Genomic DNA, 22,050 nt, shown 5'->3' with positions numbered 1-22,050 from the left:
GGAAATTTTTAAAGGCTTTAAGGTTGCAGCAAACTGACATCCTTAAGTGTTTTCATTGCATTGGTTTCATATTCAATTAATTCGTCACCTTGTTGGTCAATAAACAACACGGCAAGTTTGTTGTCATCGGCTACCTTGATTCCATCTTTACTGCCCAGGCACAACAATGCAGTACCCCAGGCACCGGCAATAGTGGGATTTTCATGGAAGATGGTGACAGAAACTGTGTTGTGTTCGACAGGTTTGCCGCTGCGCGCATCAAGGATATGGCTGTAGCGCTTTCCGTTACTATCGAAAAAATGGCGATAGGTGCCAGAGGTGATGAGTGCTAACGGCATGCCGGAATCAAAGCTGGCAATTTTTTGCAACTTGCGTTCATTTGGCAAGGGCTTTTCAACAGCAATGCGCCAGGAATCGCCATTGGGTTTTTTGCCTTTCGCGAATAGCTCGCCACCAATTTCCACCAGATAGTTTTGTATTCCATAGTTTTCCAAAACCCTCGCGATGCGATCAACACTATAGCTTTGGCCGATGGAGGAAATATCGATACGCAATTGTGGGATCTGTTTGCGCAGATGGGAGGCATCAATGGTTTCCAGTTTGCTCATACCGATTGTGGCAAGCGTTTGGCTTAATGCTTCATCCGTGGGTGGGCTGAATTCGTCTTTTTTAAAACCCCATAGATCAAATAGCGGTTTTATCGTCAAATCGTAGCAACCGTTACTGGCAACATAAACCTTGCGCGCCTCTTCTACCAGCGTGACCAGTTCTGCATCTGCAGGTAATACTTCAGTTGATTGTTGGGTATTGAATTGTTCGATAGCGGAATCGTCACGATAATTTGATAACGCTTTATCAATGCGTGCCAACTCGTCGGCCACTGCTTTTTCGATATCGCTTAGCGAGGTTTTATTAGTTGCCGGCAATTCAAAGCTGAGATTATAGGTAGTGCCCTGGGCAAAACCATGAACCTGGGATAATTCCGGGGTTTTGCTGCAACTTGTTAGTAACAGCAAAAACACAATATTAAGGCAACACGATAGGGAAGGAAGAAACTGCCGTGGCATCGATAAAACTCCGCAAAACACAGTTAAAGTGATTGCCGCATTATAGCGGGTAACGCTTGCTGGTTGTGGCCTCTATAAAATTATCCAATTTAAATTTTAAGGATAATATTAATTTTGTATTGTAGTTACACCCCACTGATAAAGGTGGGTTTTTACAACACCATAACCTGGCAAGACGATTAAATTGATCTTTTCTTTATTAAGATAAAAATATGTTGATACCTTTGGTAATGTGCGGGCGAAATTTTTATTGTTGCATGTAATTAAATAAATTTACTGGCACAAAAATTATCCGTATTGTTGACAGCGCTGTCGGTATCACATAGTTTTCGCATCTGATTGGCCGTAAGGGCAGCCTGTGGTTTTTGTTTTTATAATTTTTCCAGGGTTTTTTATTTGCACGATAAAATTTTAAAAAATTTATTGCCAGTAAAATTAATTTTCAAAAAAATCCATTATTGATGATGGCTGTTTTGTATGTGAGAGCGTAATTGTTAAAGCAGCAAGAGAGTGTCGCTATAAATAATGCCCCTAAAATAATTGAGCGCTGGTTGTGCCAGTTATAATATTTGATTGTGTTTTTTTGGCGGGAGATAACGCATTAAAAAATAATTAAAAGGAGTGTTTAGCTAGAGTGCAATCTGACCAGTTGCAATCCATTAGCAGTATGAAAATAGCTCAGGGATTTTGTGGTTTACCATTACTACATAAAAGACAACAGGAGTTTTTATGAAATTAAAAATTATTGGGATGTTAGTGGCTGCATTGGGTTTTTCGGCACCATCCTATGCGGATTATGATGTACAGGTTCCCGTTAACCAGTGTTCCTGGGTGACCACTGCATCGGGTATTACCGGGGCGGCCGGTGTTGGATCAGTTTATTGGTACAACGCGAGCTTGAATTGCCCAATTGGTTCCGGTGTCGCCACCAAATCCTGGTGGACATCAAGCAGCGGCCAATCCGGTTGTTCTATCAGTCCGGTGAGCCCTTATAAATTGAGTGGTGATTGTAATAGTTTTTCTCTTTATTACACTGTTATTGATACAACAATTCCTGCTGGTGCAGCGTGTACCTGGACAACCTATTTGACTGGTGGAAATGGTATGGGAAATGTCAGGGTTGAATTTTATTCGCCTATTGGTCCATGCAAGGATAAACAGAAAGTCATTGAGTACAGAAATAATATTTATTACTCAACGTATTACACGCGTTAATTGTTGAATGCACAGTCTTCAGTTGTTATCTGAAGACTGTTGCGTATAATCGCCGCACTTAAATTGCTGGTTCGCTTTCGCCACCAAACGCCGCAAGCAATGCCTCGATAAAATTTTTCAGCTCCATTGCCATAATGGCAAAGTCTGCATCAAATTGTTCAGCTTTGCTTTCCGGGTTTCGCTCATTTGCTTTATCGCTAATGACATCTTCAAATTTCAAGCGCTTGATGCCCAATTGATCGTCGATAATACAACTAATGGATTCTTTCCAGATCAATGCAATCTTGGTGACATGCATCCCGCTTTCAAGGTGATTGCGAATTTCTGCCGCCGTGAGATCCAGTTTTTTACAGCGTACTACACGACCATCTTTGGCCGCTTGCAGCTCAACTTCTTCGCCCAATTCAAATTGGTGCGGTGCCTGGCTTTCGCGCAGCCAATGCGTCATCACCTGCGTGGGAATATTTTTTGGCGCAATAGGCAAGCAGCGCAGACTTCCCAACGCTTCCCGCAACTTGCTGAGAAGGTCTTCCGCACGTTTGGCTGATGATGAATTCACTACAATTAATTTTTCTTGCGGTGCTATGTAGGCGTAATCCAGTGTGGAACGGGTAAATGCTTTTGGTAGCAGCGAAAAAATAATTTCATCTTTTAATGCATCACGCTCTTTGCGGCTAACCGAGCGTGATTCAGCTTCACTGATCGCTTGAACCTTTTCTTCCAGCGCTTCTTTAATAACACCACCCGGCAGGATTTTTTCCTGCTTTTTTGCACAAATCATGATGTAGCCGTTAGTGACGTGCACAAACTCGCTGCCGTGGCGACCCAGCGGAAATTCAAATCCATAGCGCAATGGATCGAGGTTGCCGCAGGGGTTAAAACAGAATTCGGCGAGCTTTTCATTTAATTCTTCGGTGGAAATCGTCCACTCTTCGGTCAAGCGATACAAACGTAAATTTTTAAACCACATGGAAAATCCGGAATTCAATTACTGAGTGAAAATGGGAGACTATCGAAGCTGCAGAAGCAGGGGATTCGGTGTGATCTTTACGACCGTACGCTCACAGGATGTGAGCGTCGAGCCCCAGGGATGGGTTCACGGCGCGTCGTAAAGATCACACCGGAGCCCATGCTGGTGGTGAATTAAAATGGAATAGATCAGCCAACAATATCAAGCAACTCAACATCAAAAATCAGCGCTGCATAAGGCTTGATGCTCGCACCGGCACCACGCTCACCGTAGGCAAGGTTGTGCGGAATGTACAAACGGTATTTGGAACCAACGGGCATCAATTGCAGGGCTTCAGTCCAACCGGCGATAACACCGTTTACCGGGAAATCGATGGGTTGGCCGCGGTTCACAGAGCTGTCAAACACAGTGCCATCAATCAATGTGCCGTGGTAATGAGTTTTTACTTTGGAGGTTTTGCTTGGGATTGCGCCAGTACCCTGGGTGATCACTTCATATTGCAGGCCGGATTCGGTCACAGTGATACCCGGTTTTTTGGCATTCTCAGCCAGAAATGCTTCGCCAGCTGCCGCCAGGGTTTTACTTTGTTCGGCTTCTTTTGCTTGCATGCGGTTATTGATTTCCTGAAATGCATCTTGCATTTGCTCGTTGCTGTACGGCATTTCAACGCTGTTCAATGCATCCAGTAAGCCTTGGGCAACAGCGGCAGGTGATACGCCTTCAAAGGGATTATCGGCCAATTGCTGGCCCATCTGGCGACCAATCCCGTAACTTACAAGCTCTTCCACACTGCTGAATTTGTTGGACATACATGTTCTCTCTATAAAACTGTAGCGATAAATAAAAAGCCCTGCATGGAGCAGGGCTGCTTCAAAGGGTGGGGCAGTCTAGCAGATCACTCGATAGAATCCCCGCGGTTTTGCACATTTGGATTGGGTGTGTGGTGACTGCCTTCGGGCACATTTACTTCGCGAATAAAGATGCCCCAGAAGGCGATAAACAGTGCGGCTACCAATGGCCCGATTACAAAACCATTCACACCAAATACCCCTAACCCGCCGAGGGTGGATAACAGCACAATGTAATCCGGTAATTTGGTATCGCGACCGACCAGGATGGGCCGCAACAGGTTATCGATCAGGCCAATGACGCCCGCGCCAAAACCCGCCAAAACAAGCGCTTTCACACTATCGCCGGTGGCGAAAAGGTAGATTGCTACTGGAACCCAGATAATCGCTGGCCCAATCGCCGGGATCAGCGAAAATAGGGCCATCACTACCCCCCACAGGAGTGCACCGGGGATGCCGAGTATCCAGAAGATCAAGCCGCCGAGGCTACCCTGGATAATCGCTATCACCAGATTGCCTTTAATAGTCGCGCGGGTGACTTCACTGAATTTTGCAAACAGCAGGCGCTCGCGGTCATCACCCAGGGGTAAGGCGCGGATTAATAAGGCCAGTAAATATTCGCCGTCACGTAGCAGGAAAAATATCAGATACAACATCAAACAAATATTGAGTAGCAATTTGAAGGTATTTTGGCCAAGGCTGAGCGCGTTCTGTGCGAGCCATTTGCCCGATGCCATCGTTGCACTAAGGGCGCTCTCTTTAGCTTTTTCCATGTCTACACCGAAGCGCTCCAGTGTTTGTTGTGCTCCCGGGAATGCGGTACGTATTTGCTCGATATATTGACCGGGGTTTATTTCACCGGATTCCAGTTTGTTATACAGCCCGGCACCTTCCGATACCGCAGAACTGATCAAAATGATCATCGGTAAAACTACAATAAGAATGCATGCCGTGAGTGTAGTCAGCGCGGTCAGGTTAGGGCGATTATTGAATTTCGCCATGAGTTTGAGGTGCATGGGATAAAAAATGATCGTTATCGCACAAGCCCAAAAAATCGTACCGAAAAAAGGCTTGAGTACAATAAAAAAAGCCACTGAAACCAGGAACAAAAATAACAAAAAAGAGCGTGTTTCCAATTGGCGCATAACGCATATCCTTCGGAAAAGCTGAATAAGTAACTGCTGACTATACGGGAGCAGATAACCAGTGTCACGTGTCCCATGGGTAGATGGATATGACATAAGCTGCAAGGCAGGATGTTATCTTCTATGCTTCCTGAAGACATTAATCTGTGGGACCAGTTCATGCGTATGCCAGCACAACAGAGATCATCTTATGTACCCGGCCATCGGTTGTGGTGCAATTTGTTCTTTTTATGTGCGGCATTCTTAGCGTGTGCTATCGCAAAAGCACAGCAATCAGTTGATGGGAAAATCCACATTCCGGTGATTGTGCAAGCCACCAAATTAGAAGAGCCTGCCGATTATTTCACGACACTTTTGCTGATGGCATTAAATGCGAGCAAAGCTGACAATGAAGTAATCGATATTGTTTTTTCTGAACGCGAATACTCGCAAGCACGCTGGCTTTATCTGGCACAAAATGAAAAGCGCAATTTTGTGATCTGGACTATGACGGATAAAGAGCGCGAACAGCAGCTGCGACCGATACGAATTCCTTTGTGCAAAGGCTTGTTTGGTTATCGGGTATTGTTAATTCGTGCGAATGACCAGCCCCGTTTTGATCATATCCGTAATTTGCAGGAGTTATCGACATTGCTTGCCGGGCAGGGAACACATTGGCCGGATACACCGATTATGCAACACAATGGTTTGCGCGTGACCACCGCAGAAACAACGGAGTCTTTATTCCGTATGATTAATGCCAGGCGATTTGATTATTTTCCGCGCGGCATTTCCGAGGCCTGGTTTGAATTAACCCAACGCTCAGAAAAAAATCTGGTGGTTGAAAAAAATATAATGTTGTATTACCCGGCTGCACTGTATTTTTTTGTTAACAAAAATCATGAAGCATTGGCGGTTCGTATTGAAAAAGGATTGGAAAAGTTAATTGATAGCGGAGAGTTCGATGAATTTTTTTTCAATCACCCGCGCATTAATTTTGGTTTGGAGAATTTAACCCGTCGACATATTATTACTTTGGAAAATCCGTTGTTGCCGGCGGAAACTCCGGTGAATAACCCGCGTTACTGGATCGATTTATCTGCTTTGAGCCCAATAAAAAGGGCGCGATAAATCGCGCCCTTACCGAATAATTCCGCGTTACAACTTGCTGTTATTTGCGGGTGTGCTGCAACCGGAGTCTGTTGTTTTGGCGCAACCGCTACAGCCACCGCAACCCGCTGCTTTCTTGCCGGGGAAGATCCAGCGTCGCAGCAGGAATATGGCCGCGCCGAGCACACAAACGCCGACGACTATTTCTTGCCACGGGATGTTTTGCCACATAACTGCCTCCAGTGTTGATGAGCGGTTAATTCACAATGGCGCTGGCGATTTGGTAAGTCGCCCATGCTGCAAAATACGCCAACGCAAACAAATAAATGGTAAAGAAGGTTGTTGCTTTTGCGGAGTTGGTCTCCCGTTTGACCACTGCAATGGTCGAAATACACTGTGGTGCATATACAAACCAGGCGAGATAAGCGTAGGCAACGGGCAATGACCAACTGGCTGCAAGGGTTGCACCCAAGGCTGCATCAATAGATTCTTCTCCTACGGCGTAAACAGTTGCCAGCGCACTGACTGCAACTTCGCGCGCACCCATCGCCGGGATCAATGCAATACACATTTGCCAGTTGAATCCGAGTGGAGCGAATAATGGCTGCATAAAATGGCCGAGCTGGCCGGCAAAGCTGTAATCAATAGCCGGTTGGGTTGCGCCTTCCGGTGCGCCGGGGAAGGTCGCGAGGAACCACAGCACAATCGATAAGGCAAGGATGATGGTGCCCACGCGGCGCAAAAAAATCCAGGCGCGCTCGCGCAATCCAATTAACAAGTGATAAGCCATTGGCCAGCGGTAGCTGGGCAGTTCCAGTAATAACGGGAATTCCTCGCGCGCGGCGCGGCGGCGCATAAACCACGCAATCAATGCCGCGCTGAGCACGCCGGCAAAATAGAGTACAAACAACGTCAGGCCTTGCAGGTTGAAAATGCCCCAAACTGTTTGCTCCGGGATAAACGCGGCGATAATCAAGGCGTAAACCGGCAAGCGTGCGGAACAGGTCATCAGCGGTGCCACCATGATGGTAATGAAGCGTTCACGTGGATCGGCGATGGTCCGGGTTGCCATGATGCCGGGAACGGCACAGGCAAAGCTGGATAACAGCGGGATAAAAGAGCGGCCGGACAAACCTAGCCCGCGCATTGGGCGATCCAACAGGAAAGCGGCACGGGTCAGGTAGCCGGTATCTTCAAGCACGAGGATAAAGAAGAACAAAATCAGGATTTGTGGCAGGAATACCAATACACCACCGACGCCAGCAATGAGGCCATCGACAATAAAGTCTTTCAATATTCCGTCAGGCAGGGTTGTTGCAACACCTTCACCCAAAGCCACAAAGGCGCCGTCGATTAAATCTACTACGGGGGTTGCCCAGGCAAATACGGCCTGGAAAATTACCAGCAATGTGGTGAAGAGAACTACCAGGCCCAGTACGGGATGCATCACTAATGCGTCCAGCCGATCCTGCCAGCGCGGCATGGCCTCGGGCTGGATCACGTGTTGTTTTATCAGGCTTTCGATCTGGTCATAAAGCGCTTCTACGGATTCCTGGCGATCGCTCAGAGTAATGACTTGCTCACCTGCAGGAACGGGGGGCTGCCGGGTGTAACCATCCAGCGCGTCACGCAGGTCGGCAACGCCCTGCCTATTAACCGCGACAGTTTCAATAATCGGAATACCAATTGCCTGGGAGAGTGCGGCGGTATTGATGCTAATACCGCGACGACGGGCTTCATCCATTTGATTGAGTGCGAGAATCATCGGGCGATTCAGGCTGCGCAGCTCTAACACCAGACGCAGGCCCAGGCGCAGGTTACAGGCATCAACAACAGCAACCAGCAAATCCGGGCGGCGCTCACCGGCGAGCTTGCCGAGGATGACATCGCGCGCGACTTGTTCATCGGGTGAGGTGACAAACAGGCTGTAAGTGCCAGGCAAATCCACTAATTCGGCGGGGCTTTCCATCGCAGTAACCACACCTGAGCGGCGTTCCACCGTCACACCAGGATAGTTTGCAACCTTGGCGCGGGCACCGGTTAATCGATTAAACAGGGAGGTTTTGCCGCAGTTGGGGTTGCCAACCAGCGCCAGACGAATAGGGACAGCAGACATGCGGGATTCCTAACGGTCAGTAGCAATAAATTTATACAACTGGATTCAATACGGTTATCAGTTTTACCCGGTGGAGATTTATACGGTCATCAGTTCTACACAAATTTTGGCCGCTTCTGCGCGACGCAATGCGAATTTAGTCCCATTTACCTGCACAGCGAGTGGATCTGCACCCAATAAACCAAAGCCGATTACCTTCAATGGAGCCCCGGGTAAAAAACCCAACTCTTTCAACCGCAAACTCACGTGCTCATCCTGTGCGCCAAACAATGGCTGATCGATCAGATTAACTACGCGTACTCGCGCACCTTTAGCACATTGATCGAGGCGTAGGGCAGGTGCAGAAGTTGCAGGGGATATTACAGTATTCATAGGTAAATACGTCTTTGGTGTAAATGAGATTGATTATTAGAAAGAATACTGTATTTACCTTTATGTCGCAATTTCCTGACACTCCTTTACTCCGTGTTAGCGGTTTTCCAGCCGGTTGTAATCCAGAATCGCGGCCTCTTTCGGTTGGTTACGGAAATAAAGCTCATGCACATGGTCGCTGAACGCCCAGAAATCCGGGTTGCTGCGCCGGATGCCATAGTTATCAAGTAAAGCGCGATAATCTGCCTCTGAAGCCATGGCTTGGAATTGGGTTACAAATGCATCCAGCGACCGGTTTTCAACGCGCAAAAAGCTGTTCGGATAATTCCCGATGACACCGCGTGCAATTGTCAAATTATCTTCTGCCGGAATGTGCCGTTTATCTTCGCCAAATAAAGACGAAAGATTGCTGTAGGCATTATTGTGGATCAGCGTAAACAAACCTTTGCCGGGAATTTCGATCACTGTCGTTTGCGGCAAGAAGCTGATCGCTGTTCCACGGGTGCTCTGCAATTTTTCATAAAGTGCCAATTGTTCGTTATTCAACGCTGTTGCGCGGATGTTATGTGGAGATTTGCTGGCATTACCCAAGTGTTGTTGCAATTTTTGGTAGAGCTCCAGTTTGGGATTATCGCTTTGGAAATTGATATTGTTCTTTTCTTTTAATTGATTGATATAAAGATCCACATACGTTTGCACTGCCGATTCGGCATCGCGATACCAAAATGCCATTTCCTGGTGTTGCGCTTTTTGGGGCAGCAGCGTGACAAAATTCATCTCGCCTTCAATACGCAAAAAATCCATATATAAGCGGCTGAGTAATTGGTGCGAAACATTGCCATACACATCAAAGCCTGCCACTAGCAAATAATGAATTCGTTCCAGCAAAGGATAACCAATCACCCATGCAGTTTTGGGGGGTTGGCCGATCAAACCCTGATGCACACTCGCGCTGTCGCTGTGGCGGAAAATCGTCAGTGCTGCGTTGGGATTGGTGCCCTTATCGCCATTCCAGATCACATTCAAACCCAACCCGCGCTCTTCATCGACAACTTGATTGACAAAGTGCGCTTTGGAATTGAGATATTCTTTTTGTAATTCAGAGTATTTTAACCAGTTGCTCAGCGGTAAAAAGGTATTACCCGCGCTGGCCGGTAATTGCAGGTGCTTGCTGTTATCGGCCAGGAATTTTTCCATGCCTTTGGTATCCTGTGTTTCCGGTGCAAGGAAAAATACCCAGAAATGATCCTGGATAACATTCAGTGCAACCTGGCCGCGACATACCGGACCTTTAATAAAATTCATGATGGTAAATTGCGCTTCGTTCAGCATAAAACGATAACGTGCGTTGGTTGGTAACTCCGCAAAGGTCACAAAAGGATTGGCGGCAGTTTCAGGCATATAAGAAGGTAATTGTGTGACTACATAATCACCGCTATAAAAAAGCGCTTTCCAATCGTCCATACGCTTCTTTCCCAATGCGTAAGGCATGTGGGTTTTGGCAACTACACTGGACGGATCTTGCCATAAACGATAATAAACACGCGGTACATTAGGATCATCAAAGGGGCGCGATGTGCTGATGCGTTGAATCGGTTGGCCCGGGGGCGTGGCCGAGCGAATTAGTCGGAAATAACTTCGCGGTGCTTCAGCAAAATACAATTGCGCTAAAAAAAGATGCTCATAAATGTAGCGATTGACCAGTTGTTCCTTAAGTGAATCGCCATTCAAAAACGTTTCCCAGAGTGCAACTTGATTTTGAACTTTGGCGGGTATCGACGTTGGTTGCCCCATCGGTGCGCCTTGCGCCAGCCAATCCATCGTCATTTTATATTCTTTGGCATTCAGCCCTGGCAAACCATAAGGCATTCCCCAAAGCGGTGCTCTTTGGACAAATCCATTGAAATTTTCGATATTGGAACAGGATTGGTTGTGGTTTAGATTGAAATCAAAACTATCGGGCAATACAGCGTCTTGCGGCAAGGGATGCTCCTGCTTTAATTTCAGGATTTGTGCCATTACACCGGCATCAATATTGGCTTGTTTGGTGTTTTCTCGTTCGTTAATAACGGGATGGAATTTTTTGGCACGCCATTCGGCAGTCGTTTGCGCATCCTCAAATAGCCGGGTCAGGTTAGCCCCCAGGAGCCGCGTACCATCATAGACTTTTTCCGGATTTGCGCCGCGCAGCAAGCCCTCGTAGGCTTCGAGTTTGAGTTGGCAGGGAGCATCATAGCAAGCATGGCAGACGACACAGCGCTGCTCCAGGATGGGGCGGGTATGTTGGTAATAGGTCAGCTTTGCCGCCGCCAGTTTGGCCGTCGACAGGGCAGGTGGTACTTCCCTGGGGTTGGCTGGTCCGTAGAGTTTGTCCCACTCGGAGCTGGAGATACTTGCACAACTGGCGATCATCAACGCGATAATCCCAAGGCTGGCGGGCCTTAATTGGCTGGTGAGTTTATTCAACTTTACCCATACCGTGGTTTTCATAATGTTCCTTACCGGGCAACCGTAATAATTAATCATGATTGCAGTCTAACTGACTTATGCAAAATAGCGTCGTGAGCGCTTTTGGGAAATTGATAAAAGTGGAACTGGTTAGGCTTGGGGCTGTCACCTGCGGGGCGATTAAGCCATAATTCCGCTCGATTATTTTCTATGTAAAAAACGCCAATTAAAAAGGGTATTGAGTATGCGTGACGATTACCAACCGCGACAAAGTTCTTCCGGCCCTCTCATCGGTATTATAGTGCTGGTGGCCATCGTGGCGGCTGCTGCATTTTATTTCTTGCGGGACGACGCACCTGCACCATCCCACACTGTAACCTCCCCTGTGGCGGTCGCGCCCCAGGCTGTTGCCACCAGTAGTATTGCCGCTTCTACGGCAGCGATTGTGGAATACACGCCTCCCCAGCCTGTTGCAGCGGAGGTAGAACCGTTGCCACATTTGAATGATAGTGACACCAGTGTACTTGCGGCCCTGCAACAACTCCGTGGCGAGGGATTATTGCAATTACTGGTTCCTCAAGAAGTGCTCCGCAAATTTGTGTTGGCAGTGAACAATATTGCAGAAGGTAAGGTCATTCATGAATATCGCCCGGTCGTTTCACCCGCACCGCCATTCATTACCGAAACTTTCTCGGTAATGGTGGAGGGGACCGCCGCCGATCAGGAGCGTGTTTCCCCCAAAAACTACCAGCGCTATGAACCTTATGTGACTACCTTGTCATTAATTGACAGTGATGCTGCGGTGGCTGTATATCGTCGTTTTTATCCTTTATTGAAAGAAGCATTTAGCGAACTCGGATTGAAAAAGCCGAATTTCCATAGTGTATTGATCGCTGCAATCGATAACCTGTTGGCCGCTCCGGATGCCAATGGCGACTTGTTGTTAGTCAGGCCAAAAGTGTTTTACCAATATGCAGATCCCGCACTTGAGCAATTACCACAAACCCACAAATTAATGCTGCGTATGGGCCCCGAGAATGCGCGCAGTGTAAAAGCCAGTTTGCGCCAATTGCGAGCACGACTTATTAATTAGTGATACGAAAATGGGCATTCGTTTGTAATGCAAAATCGTAAAAAAGCCGCGATATCGCGGCTTTTTTTTTGGCAGATAAAATAGTGTGTATTTTGGTAATCCTTTGGGTAATACATCCAAAAAATATTTTTTGCACAGTTTTGGCGTCCAAATTATCTAATTCCTTGATTTCTAAATAATTTCTACAACAGTTATAAAGCTTTTTGTGATTAACCTTGGTTAACCTTGCTTTACAAACATATTGACAACGTTGTCCTGTGGGCCTAGTGTTGGCTCATCGACAACGTTGTCTAAACATCAGCCCGTTGTTGAAGAGTTAGTAATTATGAAAACACACAAAATGCCAAGTCACGGGAGAATAACCATGCGTAATAAGTTAAGTGATGCGATCAAACTGGCCAACAAGAGTGCATTGATGCTCGGCTCAGTTGCTGCGGTCGCAATGATGGGGTTTGCTCATACTGCCAACGCGCAGGGTGATGCAGCGGAGCCGGAAGAAGTGGTTATTACCGGTATTCGCGGTGCATTAAAAAATGCAATTGATATAAAGCGTGATTCACCAGCAGTTGTTGATGCTGTTTCGGCTGAAGATGTAGGTAAATTGCCGGATTCTGACGTGGGTGAGACCTTGGGGCGTATTCCTGGTGTATCAGTAGGTCGCCAGTTCGGCCAAGGCCAACAAATTTCTATTCGCGGTGCATCGTCACAATATACAAGCACCCAGTTGAATGGTCACAGTGTTGCTACTTCCGGTTGGTTCGATCAGCAATCAATTGACCGTTCATTTTATTACGGAATGATGCCATCAGAAATGGTTGGCGGAATTAAGGTGTACAAATCATCTCAAGCCGATTTGACTGAAGGTGGTATCGGCGGCACTGTTATTGTAGAAAGCCGTAAACCTCTTGATTTGGATGCTAATACTGTATTTGCTGGCGTAAAAGCTGGTTATGGCAGCATATCTGAAGAATTTGATCCGGAAGTTTCCGGGTTATACAGCTACAAAAATGATGATGAAACTTTCGGTGTGTTAGTTTCTGGCGCTATTAAGAAAGCTGACTATGTTCGTGCAGGTACAGAAGTATTATTAGGTTGGGGTGGTAGTGTGGCTCCTTCTGCGTTCCATCAGGATCGTGAAAATACTGCTGTCAATGCATCGGTACAATTCAAACCAACAGAAGAGTGGACATTTGGTTTGGACCATATGTACCTGGAATCAGAAGCAAACAACGATAACACCTCGTTGTTCCTGTTCCCAAGCGGGGATTGCAAGTCTACTAATGCTGCCGGTACATGTACCTATTGGGAAAGAAAAGGCGGAACTGGTTGGAATGATGTAAACGCCTGGGCCCAGACCTGGGTTCGTGAATCAAGTATGGATTCCAAAACCACTACTGCCGACTTCAAGTTTGCAAACGATGACGTAACAGTTGATGGTTTGATTGGTACTACCGAGTCTGATGGTGGAACAACATTAACAGCTAACTACGGTTGGTCAATGGTTAATAAAACCGGTGGTTATGACGGTATTTTTGATGCTACTGGCGATACCTACAAAGTAAACACTGCCAAGAAGTCGTTTACCGTTGCTGATTGGACCCTTCTTGATATCAGTACAAAAGATCAGGCTGATCGTGGCCCTGCAGGTAAAGGATGGGGTCCGGAAGGTTGGTCATTAAAAGGTGGTCCACGTTCAGATCAGGAAGATTTTATCCGCTTGAACGCTGAATTCCATTTGGAATTGGGTGCGGTAGAGTCGATAAAAGTAGGAGTATCTTCTGCTGATCACGAAGTTAATTCTACGCAGTTTATTTATGCAAATAACGCGAAGTATGATGGCTTGCCAACAGATTTCTGGACTAATGATCAATTGCCGGCAGGTAATGGCTTTAAATTGCCCAAGCCAAATGTATCAGCCATGATGGGTAAGGCAAAATCAGTGCTGACTACACACACTGTCGACAATTCGGCAGAAGTGAATCTTGAAGAGCAAAATGATGCTGCTTATGTAATGTTGAATTTCGGTACCGATTCCATCAAAGGTAACCTCGGTGTTCGCTATGTAAGTACTGATATTTCCTCTGATTACCATGCATGGGATGTCACCAAGAAAGGCACAACCGGTTATGACGCAAATGGCTATGCCAATGCAATGTCTAGCAAAAGCGATTCTTACCGCGACGTACTGCCAAGCCTGAACGTAAGTTTTGATTTAACTGATGATCTGAAATTGCGTACCTCTTTATCCCAGGCATTGTCTCGCCCGAATTACGAAAACCTGTTTGCTAACACCACTCAAATCGGTGTGAATGATGGTACGTTGGGGAATGAAGCATTATTTACCGGTAATGTATCACTGAAACCCGTAAAAGCGTCGCAAGCTGACTTCGGCGTTGAATGGTACTACGGTGATTCAAATATGTTGTCTGCTACATACTTCATCAAAGATTTCAGTAACGTCACTGTTATTAATTTGAAACAAAACCAAAAAGTCGGTTTACTCAATGACTCGAAAGTGGATGACTGGGCTATTGCTTCTGCCGCTGATGGTTCAGGCGCTGAGATTGAAGGTATTGAATTGCAGGCGCTTCATGCGTGGGATAATGGATTTGGTGTAGCTGCAAACTATACTTATGCGGATGGTTCATCTCCAACATCAGCTTTCCCGGATAATTTGCCATTGTTCTCTGATTCATCCAAGCATACAGTGAATGCTGTAACTTACTGGGAAAATGATGAGTTCTCTGCTCGTTTGGCATATAACTGGCGTTCAGAGTTCCTGATTCGTGAAGGCCAGAAGTTTTATGGCAACCGTATGCATGAGTCGTATGGCAGCCTGGATTTGAGTTTAGGTTGGAACATTACCGACTCCATTCGCCTGTCATTGGAAGGTGTTAACTTAACTGAAGAAGACAGTATTCAGAAAGGTACGGCACCGGCTAGTTCTGATGTGAAAGTGGATTTGAAAGAAGGCTTCCCTGCCTGGAGTTTCGAGGGCGAAGCTCGCTATATGTTGGGCGTAAGCTTCAAGATGTAATTGATGCTCAAAAAAGCCCAGCTTCGGCTGGGTTTTTTTTTGTTTGAAATTTGTGAGAACAGCATGCAGATAAAGCGAATAGCTATTATTGGTGGTGGTACGGCAGGTTGGTTGGCTGCCAATCATTTGGGGGTGGAGTTATCCGCGCAATTTGGATATGAAATCACCTTAATAGAATCCCCCAATGTTCCCATTATTGGTGTTGGTGAGGGAACTGTTCCTCACATACGTGCCACTTTGGCTCGCTTCGAAATTTCTGAGGCTGAGTTTATTGATTGTTGCGATGTTACATTCAAGCAGGGCATAAAATTTGTAAATTGGCTCGACTCAAAAAAACATGGTGATGAAAATTATTATTACCATCCATTTGACCCCACCTATAACGATAATGAAAATTGGGCTCCACTTTGGCTAAATAGTGGAATGCAGAAAAGCTATGCTGACTTTGTCGGCATACAGGAAAAAGCATGCAATGATTTTCTTTCTCCCAAGTTGATCTCCTCTTTGCCTTATCAGGGCCCACTTAATTATGCATATCATTTAAATGCAGTAAAGTTTGCGAAACTCCTTGCTAAAAATGCGCAAGAAAGGTTTGGTGTAATTCATAAACTTGCAAATATTGAATGTGCAACAAAAGGCGCAGAAGGCGAAATATTATCTTTATTGACGAGTGATGGGGAAACGCTGGCTTTCGATTTTTACGTTGATTGCAGTGGTTTTCATTCGATCTTGATTGACAAGGAACTGGCTGTTCCTTTAGTCGATAAATCATCGCAAATTATTACTAACGCGGCTCTGGCAATTCAAATTCCTAGTGAGAATCAACCGATTCCGCCGTTCACTATTGCAACTGCACATAAGGCTGGTTGGATTTGGGATATTGCCTTGCTCAACCGGCGAGGTGTAGGTTTTGTTTACTCTGATACGCATATGAGTGAATCTGAGGCTATTTCATCCTTCTCTTCATATCTTGGTGTTGAATTGGAGGATATGAATCCCAGGCGAGTACCTATGCGCATTGGATACAGGAAAAAACTATGGGAAAAAAATTGCGTTGCATTAGGTTTGGCCCAGGGGTTTGTTGAACCGTTAGAAGCAACGTCAATTTTAGTGACCGATTATGCTGCTGAATATCTGGCTAAAGGATTTCCAAAAACAGAGGATCAGATAGAAAATTTTTCTCGCAGGTTTAATACAACTTTCACCTATGTATGGGAAAGGGTTATTGATTTTGTGCAATTGCATTACTTTTTATCGGATAGGCGTGATTCACAATTCTGGCTGGACAACACCGAAGGTGCGCAATTATCTGATGAGCTTAAACAGCGCTTGGATATTTGGAAAACCCAGGTTCCTGAACGGCAAGATTTTTTTAGCAAATTTGAAGTGTTTGACGTGGATAATTATCTTTATATCTTATACGGCATGAAATATCCGACCAGGCACCCGGTAACGGCGAGTGACACTGATGTGTATATAAATCAATGTATAAACCATAAAAATCAGCAATTTAATACGTTGAAGGACAAGTTGCCAGATCATCGCGTATACCTTGAAAAATTAAAGCAACATATGGCCCGGTTGGTCTAAACATGATGAATTCCCAAAAACCTAAAAAAATTCTTATTGTTGGCGGTGGGACTGCGGGCTGGATGGCTGCAAATTTAATTGCAGCGCGCTGGACCGATATGGAAATCTGTTTACTGGAGTCCCCTGAAATAGGGATTATTGGTGTGGGTGAGGGGTCTACACCTCAGTTAAAGGTTTTTTTTGATGCTATTGGTGTTGCAGAGACAGAGTGGATGCCCTTTTGCAATGCGACATATAAAAATGGAATTTCGTTTTTAAATTGGTCGTTCATTCCTGGTTTTGAGCAATATTTTCATCCTTTCCCGTCTCAGACCGATAGCTTTACTACCCCGGTTTTTTTTAACAGTATCAGGGCGCGCATACAGGGTAATAATGCCAATGTGCATCCTGATAATTATTTTTTAGCAACTTATTTGGCTAAAAAAAACCTGGGCCCTATTCCGGCGGAATCCTTTCCGTTTGATGTGGCTTATGGCTATCATTTTGATTCTACGTTATTAGGGCAATTTCTTGCTGAAAAGGCATTCCATAAGAATGTAAAAAGAGTCCAGGGTACTCTAACAGAAGTCATCCTGGGTGCTAACGGTGAGTTATCTTCAGTCCGGTTGGATGATGATAGTTTTTTGGATGCAGATTTTTTTATTGATTGTTCTGGTTTTAAATCTTTGCTTTTGCAGGGCGCACTAAAGGTAAATTTTCAAAGTTTTAAGGAAAATCTATTTAACACTGCCGCAGTAGTCATGCCGAGTCCTATTACAGAAATCCTTCCTCCTGAAACAACAGCAACTGCTTTGTCAAATGGCTGGGCATGGAAAATTCCCCTAACTAATCGTTTTGGAAATGGTTATGTATACAGTGCTGATTATCTTTCATCTGATCAGGCGGAAACTGAATTAAGGCAGCACCTGGGGGCGTTGGATAGTGAAGTCCACGCGAGGCACCTTAATATGAAAATCGGGCGAGTTGACAGGCACTGGGAAAAAAATTGTGTGGCTGTTGGTTTGTCTCAAGGATTCATTGAACCTTTGGAAGCCACCGCATTACATTTGGTTTTTGAAACCATCACCCGATTCATGAATTATTATGAGAAAGGATCATTTACCAACCAGTTCGTTGGTAATTTTAATAATGAAATTAATACGAAGTTTGATGGGGTCAGGGACTATATCGTTTGTCATTATAAAGTGAATCAACGAAAAGATACGGACTATTGGCGTGATAATGCTGCCAACCAGGTTCTTCCTGAAAAATTGAGAAAAATTTTAGCCTTATGGAAAGAGGGAGAAAATTTTGTTAAGGATATGCACACCTATGGTTTGGAGGGAAGTTATCAGGCGGAATCATGGGCTTGTTTGTTGGCTGGCTATGGGGTTTTTCCTGCGCTGGCTGAACACCCGGAAACACAATATAAATCCCGGCATGACATGGCAAAGTTGTCCGATTTTATTCGGCGTTGTGCATTAAATTTTAAACAGCACAATGAATTAATATAATTGGTGTGGGCGTAAGGAAGATGCCATGGGAAAAATAGCCGGGATAATGATGATTGATTTATGTCGATATCGTTTTTAAAAATTAAATTCCAAAAGTAGTGGCAAAACAATGTCAATCAACAACGCTTCTATATTTAATGAAAACCTATCTATTGATACAGTTCAGATTGGCGAAGAAAAACAGAAAATTTTAATTATTGATGATTTGTTAAAAAAGCCATCGGATCTGGTTGAATTTGCCAGGCAGAATCCATTTGAGCCGTATCCTATTCCCAAGCCGGGGACTGGATATCCCGGTTTAAGGTTGACTCCGCCATCGACATATTCACATGCGTTAATGGATTTGATTGAGCCAATTATAAGGAAAGAATATGGCATTCCTGCCGACCTGCCGTTGCGTAAGGCGGTTTGCAGCATGTCATTAACAACTATAAAACCGGAAAATCTTGGGAAAATACAGCTGACGCCACACTTTGATACCAGTGCATACAACCAATTTGCAGTGCTTTTATATTTGTGCGATGAGCATCATGGCGGTACTGCGTTTTACCGCCACAATGCTACAAATTTTGAGATCGTTACTGCGGAGAGAAGTAATGATTATATTGGTGTGTATTTTTCCGAACTGGAAGCGCGGGAGTTAAAGCCAGCCTATTTTACGGAATCAGATAAGTACTTTACAAAAATTTCAGTGGTAAATGCCAAATACAATCGGATGGTTGTTTACCGTAGCTGCCTGATACATTCCCCATATATTACCGACCCGGAACGGAGTGTTGATGACAACCCGGTTACAGGGCGATTAACGGTAAATTCATTTGTAGCTTTTTAAACACAGGCTTTTGCCTTCCAGGAAAGGGCTGGGTTTTCTTTGTGATTGTGCTATCAATTTTCCGTGTTTATATCCCGGATATCTCTCTATCGACCCGGTGTATTTCGAGCTTTTTTTGATGAAGTGTGTGTTTCCGTAACGTCGCTTAATAAATCTTAAAGTAACTTGCTAATAATGTTTGACAACGTTGTCCGCTGTGCGTAACCTAAGCTTGTCCGATGATGACAAGCTGGAGCTGATAGTTCTCCTTATTGGTTTCAGTATCATGGGGCATGAGTTCTCTAGAGCTGTAGTAGTGGTCTTGTGGTTAGTGTCCTGTGGGGCACTAACCTTTTTTCACAGTCTGCTATGATCGCCATTAACACGGGACGCTTTACACCAAAACAACGAATTTTAAGTATCTGGTTCTGGTGTTTTAGAACCCAGGTATAGCTCTAAGAAACTTAAGAGGTAGATCATGGCGAAGTTGCCATCCGGCGTGCAAACCTTGTTTATCGGAATTGATGGCGGAGGCACCAAGTGTCGCGCCAGTATAATGACCGAAGATTTGCAAGTACTGGGTACTGGTGTCGGTGGTCCAGCCAATCCTTTCCAGGGCGTTCAACAAGCCAAAGATTCCATACGCACTGCCGCTGAATTAGCGCTGATTGATGCAGGTTTACCTCCGTCAGCCATTAGTGGATTAATTGCCGGTGCCGGCCTTGCAGGCGTAAATGTTCCCAGCCTCTATGATGTTATGTCGGCTTGGGATCATCCTTTCAAAGAAATGCATCTCACTACTGATCTCCATATCGCTTGCCTGGGTGCGCACAATCGTGATGAAGGCGCAGTAATGATTTGCGGTACAGGTTCTTGTGGCTATTCATTTGTAAATAATGAATCCCTATTTATTGGCGGCCATGGTTTTCCCATCGGTGACAAAGGCAGTGGTGCCTGGATGGGGCTGGAAGCTATTCAAGCGGTTTTGTTGGCATCAGATGATTTAGGTCCGCGAACCAGTCTAAGTCAGTCTATTGGCGAATTTTTGCAGGCCGAAGGCATGATGATTGTGGATCGTATGTTTGGTGCGCGGCAGGGTGATTACGCCAAATTCGCTATTTTTGTGGTGGATGCCGCTGATGCTGGCGACGCAGTTGCCATCAATATTGTTAAGGAGGGAGCTGCCTACATGAGTGGAGTAGCTCGCAAGCTGTGGGCTACCACCCCCGGACGCATGTCTATCATTGGTGGTTTGGCCCCGCGTCTGATTCCCTGGATGGACAAAGACATGGCGGATAATCTCTCCCCAGTACTTTACCAACCGGAATTCGGAGCGGTTTATTTTGCAAAGCAAGCTCTGAGGACGGCAAAAAATAACAATGATCAATTAAGTGCTACCCTTTAACCAGAGTCGACCAATAATATGAATAGTGAAACTATGACCGCTACCAATATTCAGGAAAAGTATTCGAACTCGTTCATTCCGCTGGCAATGATTGCCGGGCTTTTCTTTATTTTCGGATTTGTGACCTGGTTGAATGGGTCGTTGATGCCGTACCTGGAATTAATTTTGAAGTTGAATCCAATTCAGGCGTACCTGATTGTGTCCAGCTTTTATTTTTCTGTTTGTATTTTCTCAATACCTTCTTCCTGGCTTATCAACAGCATTGGTTATAAAAATGGCATGGCCGTAGGTTTAGGTGTTATGTCAGTGGCTGCGCTATTTTACATTCCTGCAGCAAAAGCCCAATCCTTTGCATTGTTCCTGCTCGCCCAATTTATTATGGGTGCGGGCCAGACCCTGGTACAAACTGCGGTAAACCCCTATGTTGTAAAAATGGGGCCGGAAGAATCTGCGGCGCGCCGTATTAGTATTATGGGGATTTTAAATAAATCTGCCGGTATTGTTGCACCAATTGTTTTCACTGCATTGATTCTTGGCGGAATGAATGCTCACACCAGTACTACACCGACACCAGAGGAAATTGATCAGTTAGCAAATAACCTGATCATGCCATATATCTACATGGCAATTATTATTGGTGTTGTTGCGATATTGGTGAGGTTTTCATCACTTCCCGATTTGGAATCAGAAGAAAGTAAAGAAGATAAATTGCCGCTACGCGAAGTCTTTCAATTCCCTAATCTGGTTCTTGGTGTTATTGCATTATTTGTTTATGTTGGTGTTGAAGTAATCGCTGGCGATACTATTGGTTCTTATGGGCGCAGTATCGGTTTTAGTAATTTCGGTATTCTGACCTCAATCACTATGTCGTGTATGGTGGTGGGTTATATCCTCGGGATTTTGTTGATCCCGCGAATTATTTCTCAACAAAATATGCTGTTAGTGTCTGCGGTTCTCGGCGTGATAATAAGTTTGAGCATTGTATTTGGTAACCACGAATCAACGTCTATTTCTTCATTATTTGCATTTGCCGGCGCACCTGCCATCCCCAATACTATTTTGTGTATTGCACTGTTAGGCCTTGCTAATGCCATCGTATGGCCAGCGATTTGGCCTCTGGCGTTGAGTGGTTTGGGTAAATATACCGCTACCGGTTCTGCGCTCTTGATTATGGCTATCGCCGGCGGTGCAGTATTCCCGTTAATTCTCGGCGGTGTTTCTCACCTGGTGGATCGTCAAACGGCCTACATCGTGATGACCCCCTGTTATTTGTTCATTCTTTATTACGCAGCAAAAGGATACAAACTGCGCAGCTGGAAATAATCTTTTTTCAGGGTTATTTGCTGATTTA

17 protein-coding genes are annotated in these 22,050 nt (G+C 45.3%); 9 read left to right on the top strand and 8 right to left on the bottom strand.

Annotation, left to right across the window (positions count from 1 at the left end; genetic code table 11):
* Positions 1-17 precede the first annotated feature (17 nt).
* The gene (locus tag A596_RS11150) at positions 18-1,067 is read right to left on the bottom strand and encodes an FAD:protein FMN transferase (protein WP_039914776.1); all 1,050 of its coding nucleotides are present in this window, start codon (positions 1,065-1,067) and stop codon (positions 18-20) included.
* 729 nt (positions 1,068-1,796) lie between these two features.
* On the opposite strand from A596_RS11150, the gene A596_RS11145 reads away from it, so the two are divergent.
* Positions 1,797-2,282, top strand: coding sequence for a hypothetical protein (locus A596_RS11145; RefSeq protein ID WP_039914775.1), 486 nt, complete (start codon positions 1,797-1,799; stop codon positions 2,280-2,282).
* A 58-nt stretch (positions 2,283-2,340) separates the two neighbouring features.
* Here the strand turns inward: A596_RS11145 and rdgC are convergent, their stop codons facing one another.
* The 3 genes from rdgC to A596_RS11130 form a co-directional block, all read right to left on the bottom strand.
* Positions 2,341-3,252 carry a recombination-associated protein RdgC gene (rdgC, locus tag A596_RS11140; protein WP_039914774.1) on the bottom strand — a complete coding sequence of 304 codons (912 nt, stop codon included), beginning with the start codon at positions 3,250-3,252 and terminating at the stop codon, positions 2,341-2,343.
* 188 nt (positions 3,253-3,440) lie between these two features.
* Complete coding sequence (locus A596_RS11135) at positions 3,441-4,061, bottom strand: BamJ family beta-barrel-assembly machinery protein (RefSeq protein ID WP_039914772.1); 621 nt, start codon at positions 4,059-4,061, stop codon at positions 3,441-3,443.
* 86 nt (positions 4,062-4,147) lie between these two features.
* Positions 4,148-5,245: an AI-2E family transporter gene (locus tag A596_RS11130; RefSeq protein WP_039914770.1), complete on the bottom strand. Its 1,098-nt coding sequence runs from the start codon at positions 5,243-5,245 to the stop codon at positions 4,148-4,150.
* Between the two features lie 123 nt (positions 5,246-5,368).
* Between A596_RS11130 and A596_RS11125 the strand changes: the two genes are divergently transcribed.
* Entirely contained in the window at positions 5,369-6,355 is a 987-nt protein-coding gene (locus A596_RS11125; RefSeq protein WP_052417439.1) for a type 2 periplasmic-binding domain-containing protein, read from the top strand.
* A 27-nt stretch (positions 6,356-6,382) separates the two neighbouring features.
* Here A596_RS11125 and A596_RS11120 read toward each other — a convergent pair whose 3' ends face one another.
* The 4 genes from A596_RS11120 to A596_RS11105 form a co-directional block, all read right to left on the bottom strand.
* Positions 6,383-6,565 (bottom strand): FeoB-associated Cys-rich membrane protein, encoded by a 183-nt coding sequence (locus A596_RS11120; RefSeq protein WP_039914768.1) that lies wholly within the window; start codon positions 6,563-6,565, stop codon positions 6,383-6,385.
* A gap of 25 nt (positions 6,566-6,590) precedes the next feature.
* Entirely contained in the window at positions 6,591-8,450 is a 1,860-nt protein-coding gene (feoB, locus tag A596_RS11115; RefSeq protein WP_039914767.1) for a ferrous iron transporter B, read from the bottom strand.
* 78 nt (positions 8,451-8,528) lie between these two features.
* Positions 8,529-8,822, bottom strand: a complete 294-nt coding sequence (locus A596_RS11110) for a FeoA family protein (protein WP_052417438.1) — start codon at positions 8,820-8,822, stop codon at positions 8,529-8,531.
* 96 nt (positions 8,823-8,918) lie between these two features.
* Positions 8,919-11,312, bottom strand: a complete 2,394-nt coding sequence (locus A596_RS11105) for a fatty acid cis/trans isomerase (protein ID WP_052417437.1) — start codon at positions 11,310-11,312, stop codon at positions 8,919-8,921.
* A gap of 202 nt (positions 11,313-11,514) precedes the next feature.
* Between A596_RS11105 and A596_RS11100 the strand changes: the two genes are divergently transcribed.
* From A596_RS11100 to nagP, 7 genes are all read left to right on the top strand, one after another.
* Positions 11,515-12,363, top strand: a complete 849-nt coding sequence (locus tag A596_RS11100; RefSeq protein ID WP_039914765.1) for a DUF3014 domain-containing protein — start codon at positions 11,515-11,517, stop codon at positions 12,361-12,363.
* A gap of 364 nt (positions 12,364-12,727) precedes the next feature.
* Positions 12,728-15,400: a TonB-dependent receptor gene (locus A596_RS11095; RefSeq protein WP_039914764.1), complete on the top strand. Its 2,673-nt coding sequence runs from the start codon at positions 12,728-12,730 to the stop codon at positions 15,398-15,400.
* Positions 15,401-15,403: 3 nt separating this feature from the next.
* Positions 15,404-16,990 carry a tryptophan halogenase family protein gene (locus A596_RS11090; RefSeq protein ID WP_200882911.1) on the top strand — a complete coding sequence of 529 codons (1,587 nt, stop codon included), beginning with the start codon at positions 15,404-15,406 and terminating at the stop codon, positions 16,988-16,990.
* A 2-nt stretch (positions 16,991-16,992) separates the two neighbouring features.
* Positions 16,993-18,483 (top strand): tryptophan halogenase family protein, encoded by a 1,491-nt coding sequence (locus A596_RS11085; protein WP_039914762.1) that lies wholly within the window; start codon positions 16,993-16,995, stop codon positions 18,481-18,483.
* A 109-nt stretch (positions 18,484-18,592) separates the two neighbouring features.
* On the top strand, positions 18,593-19,315 hold the full coding sequence (locus A596_RS11080; protein WP_152600162.1) for a DUF6445 family protein: 723 nt from the start codon (positions 18,593-18,595) through the stop codon (positions 19,313-19,315).
* 457 nt (positions 19,316-19,772) lie between these two features.
* Complete coding sequence (gene nagK / locus A596_RS11075) at positions 19,773-20,699, top strand: N-acetylglucosamine kinase (protein WP_039914761.1); 927 nt, start codon at positions 19,773-19,775, stop codon at positions 20,697-20,699.
* A gap of 18 nt (positions 20,700-20,717) precedes the next feature.
* Positions 20,718-22,022, top strand: a complete 1,305-nt coding sequence (gene nagP, locus A596_RS11070; RefSeq protein WP_235425694.1) for an N-acetylglucosamine MFS transporter NagP — start codon at positions 20,718-20,720, stop codon at positions 22,020-22,022.
* Positions 22,023-22,050 lie beyond the last annotated feature (28 nt).

The organism is Cellvibrio mixtus subsp. mixtus J3-8 (genome assembly GCF_000766945.1).
Classification (GTDB): domain Bacteria; phylum Pseudomonadota; class Gammaproteobacteria; order Pseudomonadales; family Cellvibrionaceae; genus Cellvibrio; species Cellvibrio mixtus_A.
The sequence above is the reverse complement of the archived record's forward strand: the minus strand, read 5'-3'. Positions and strand labels throughout refer to the sequence as shown.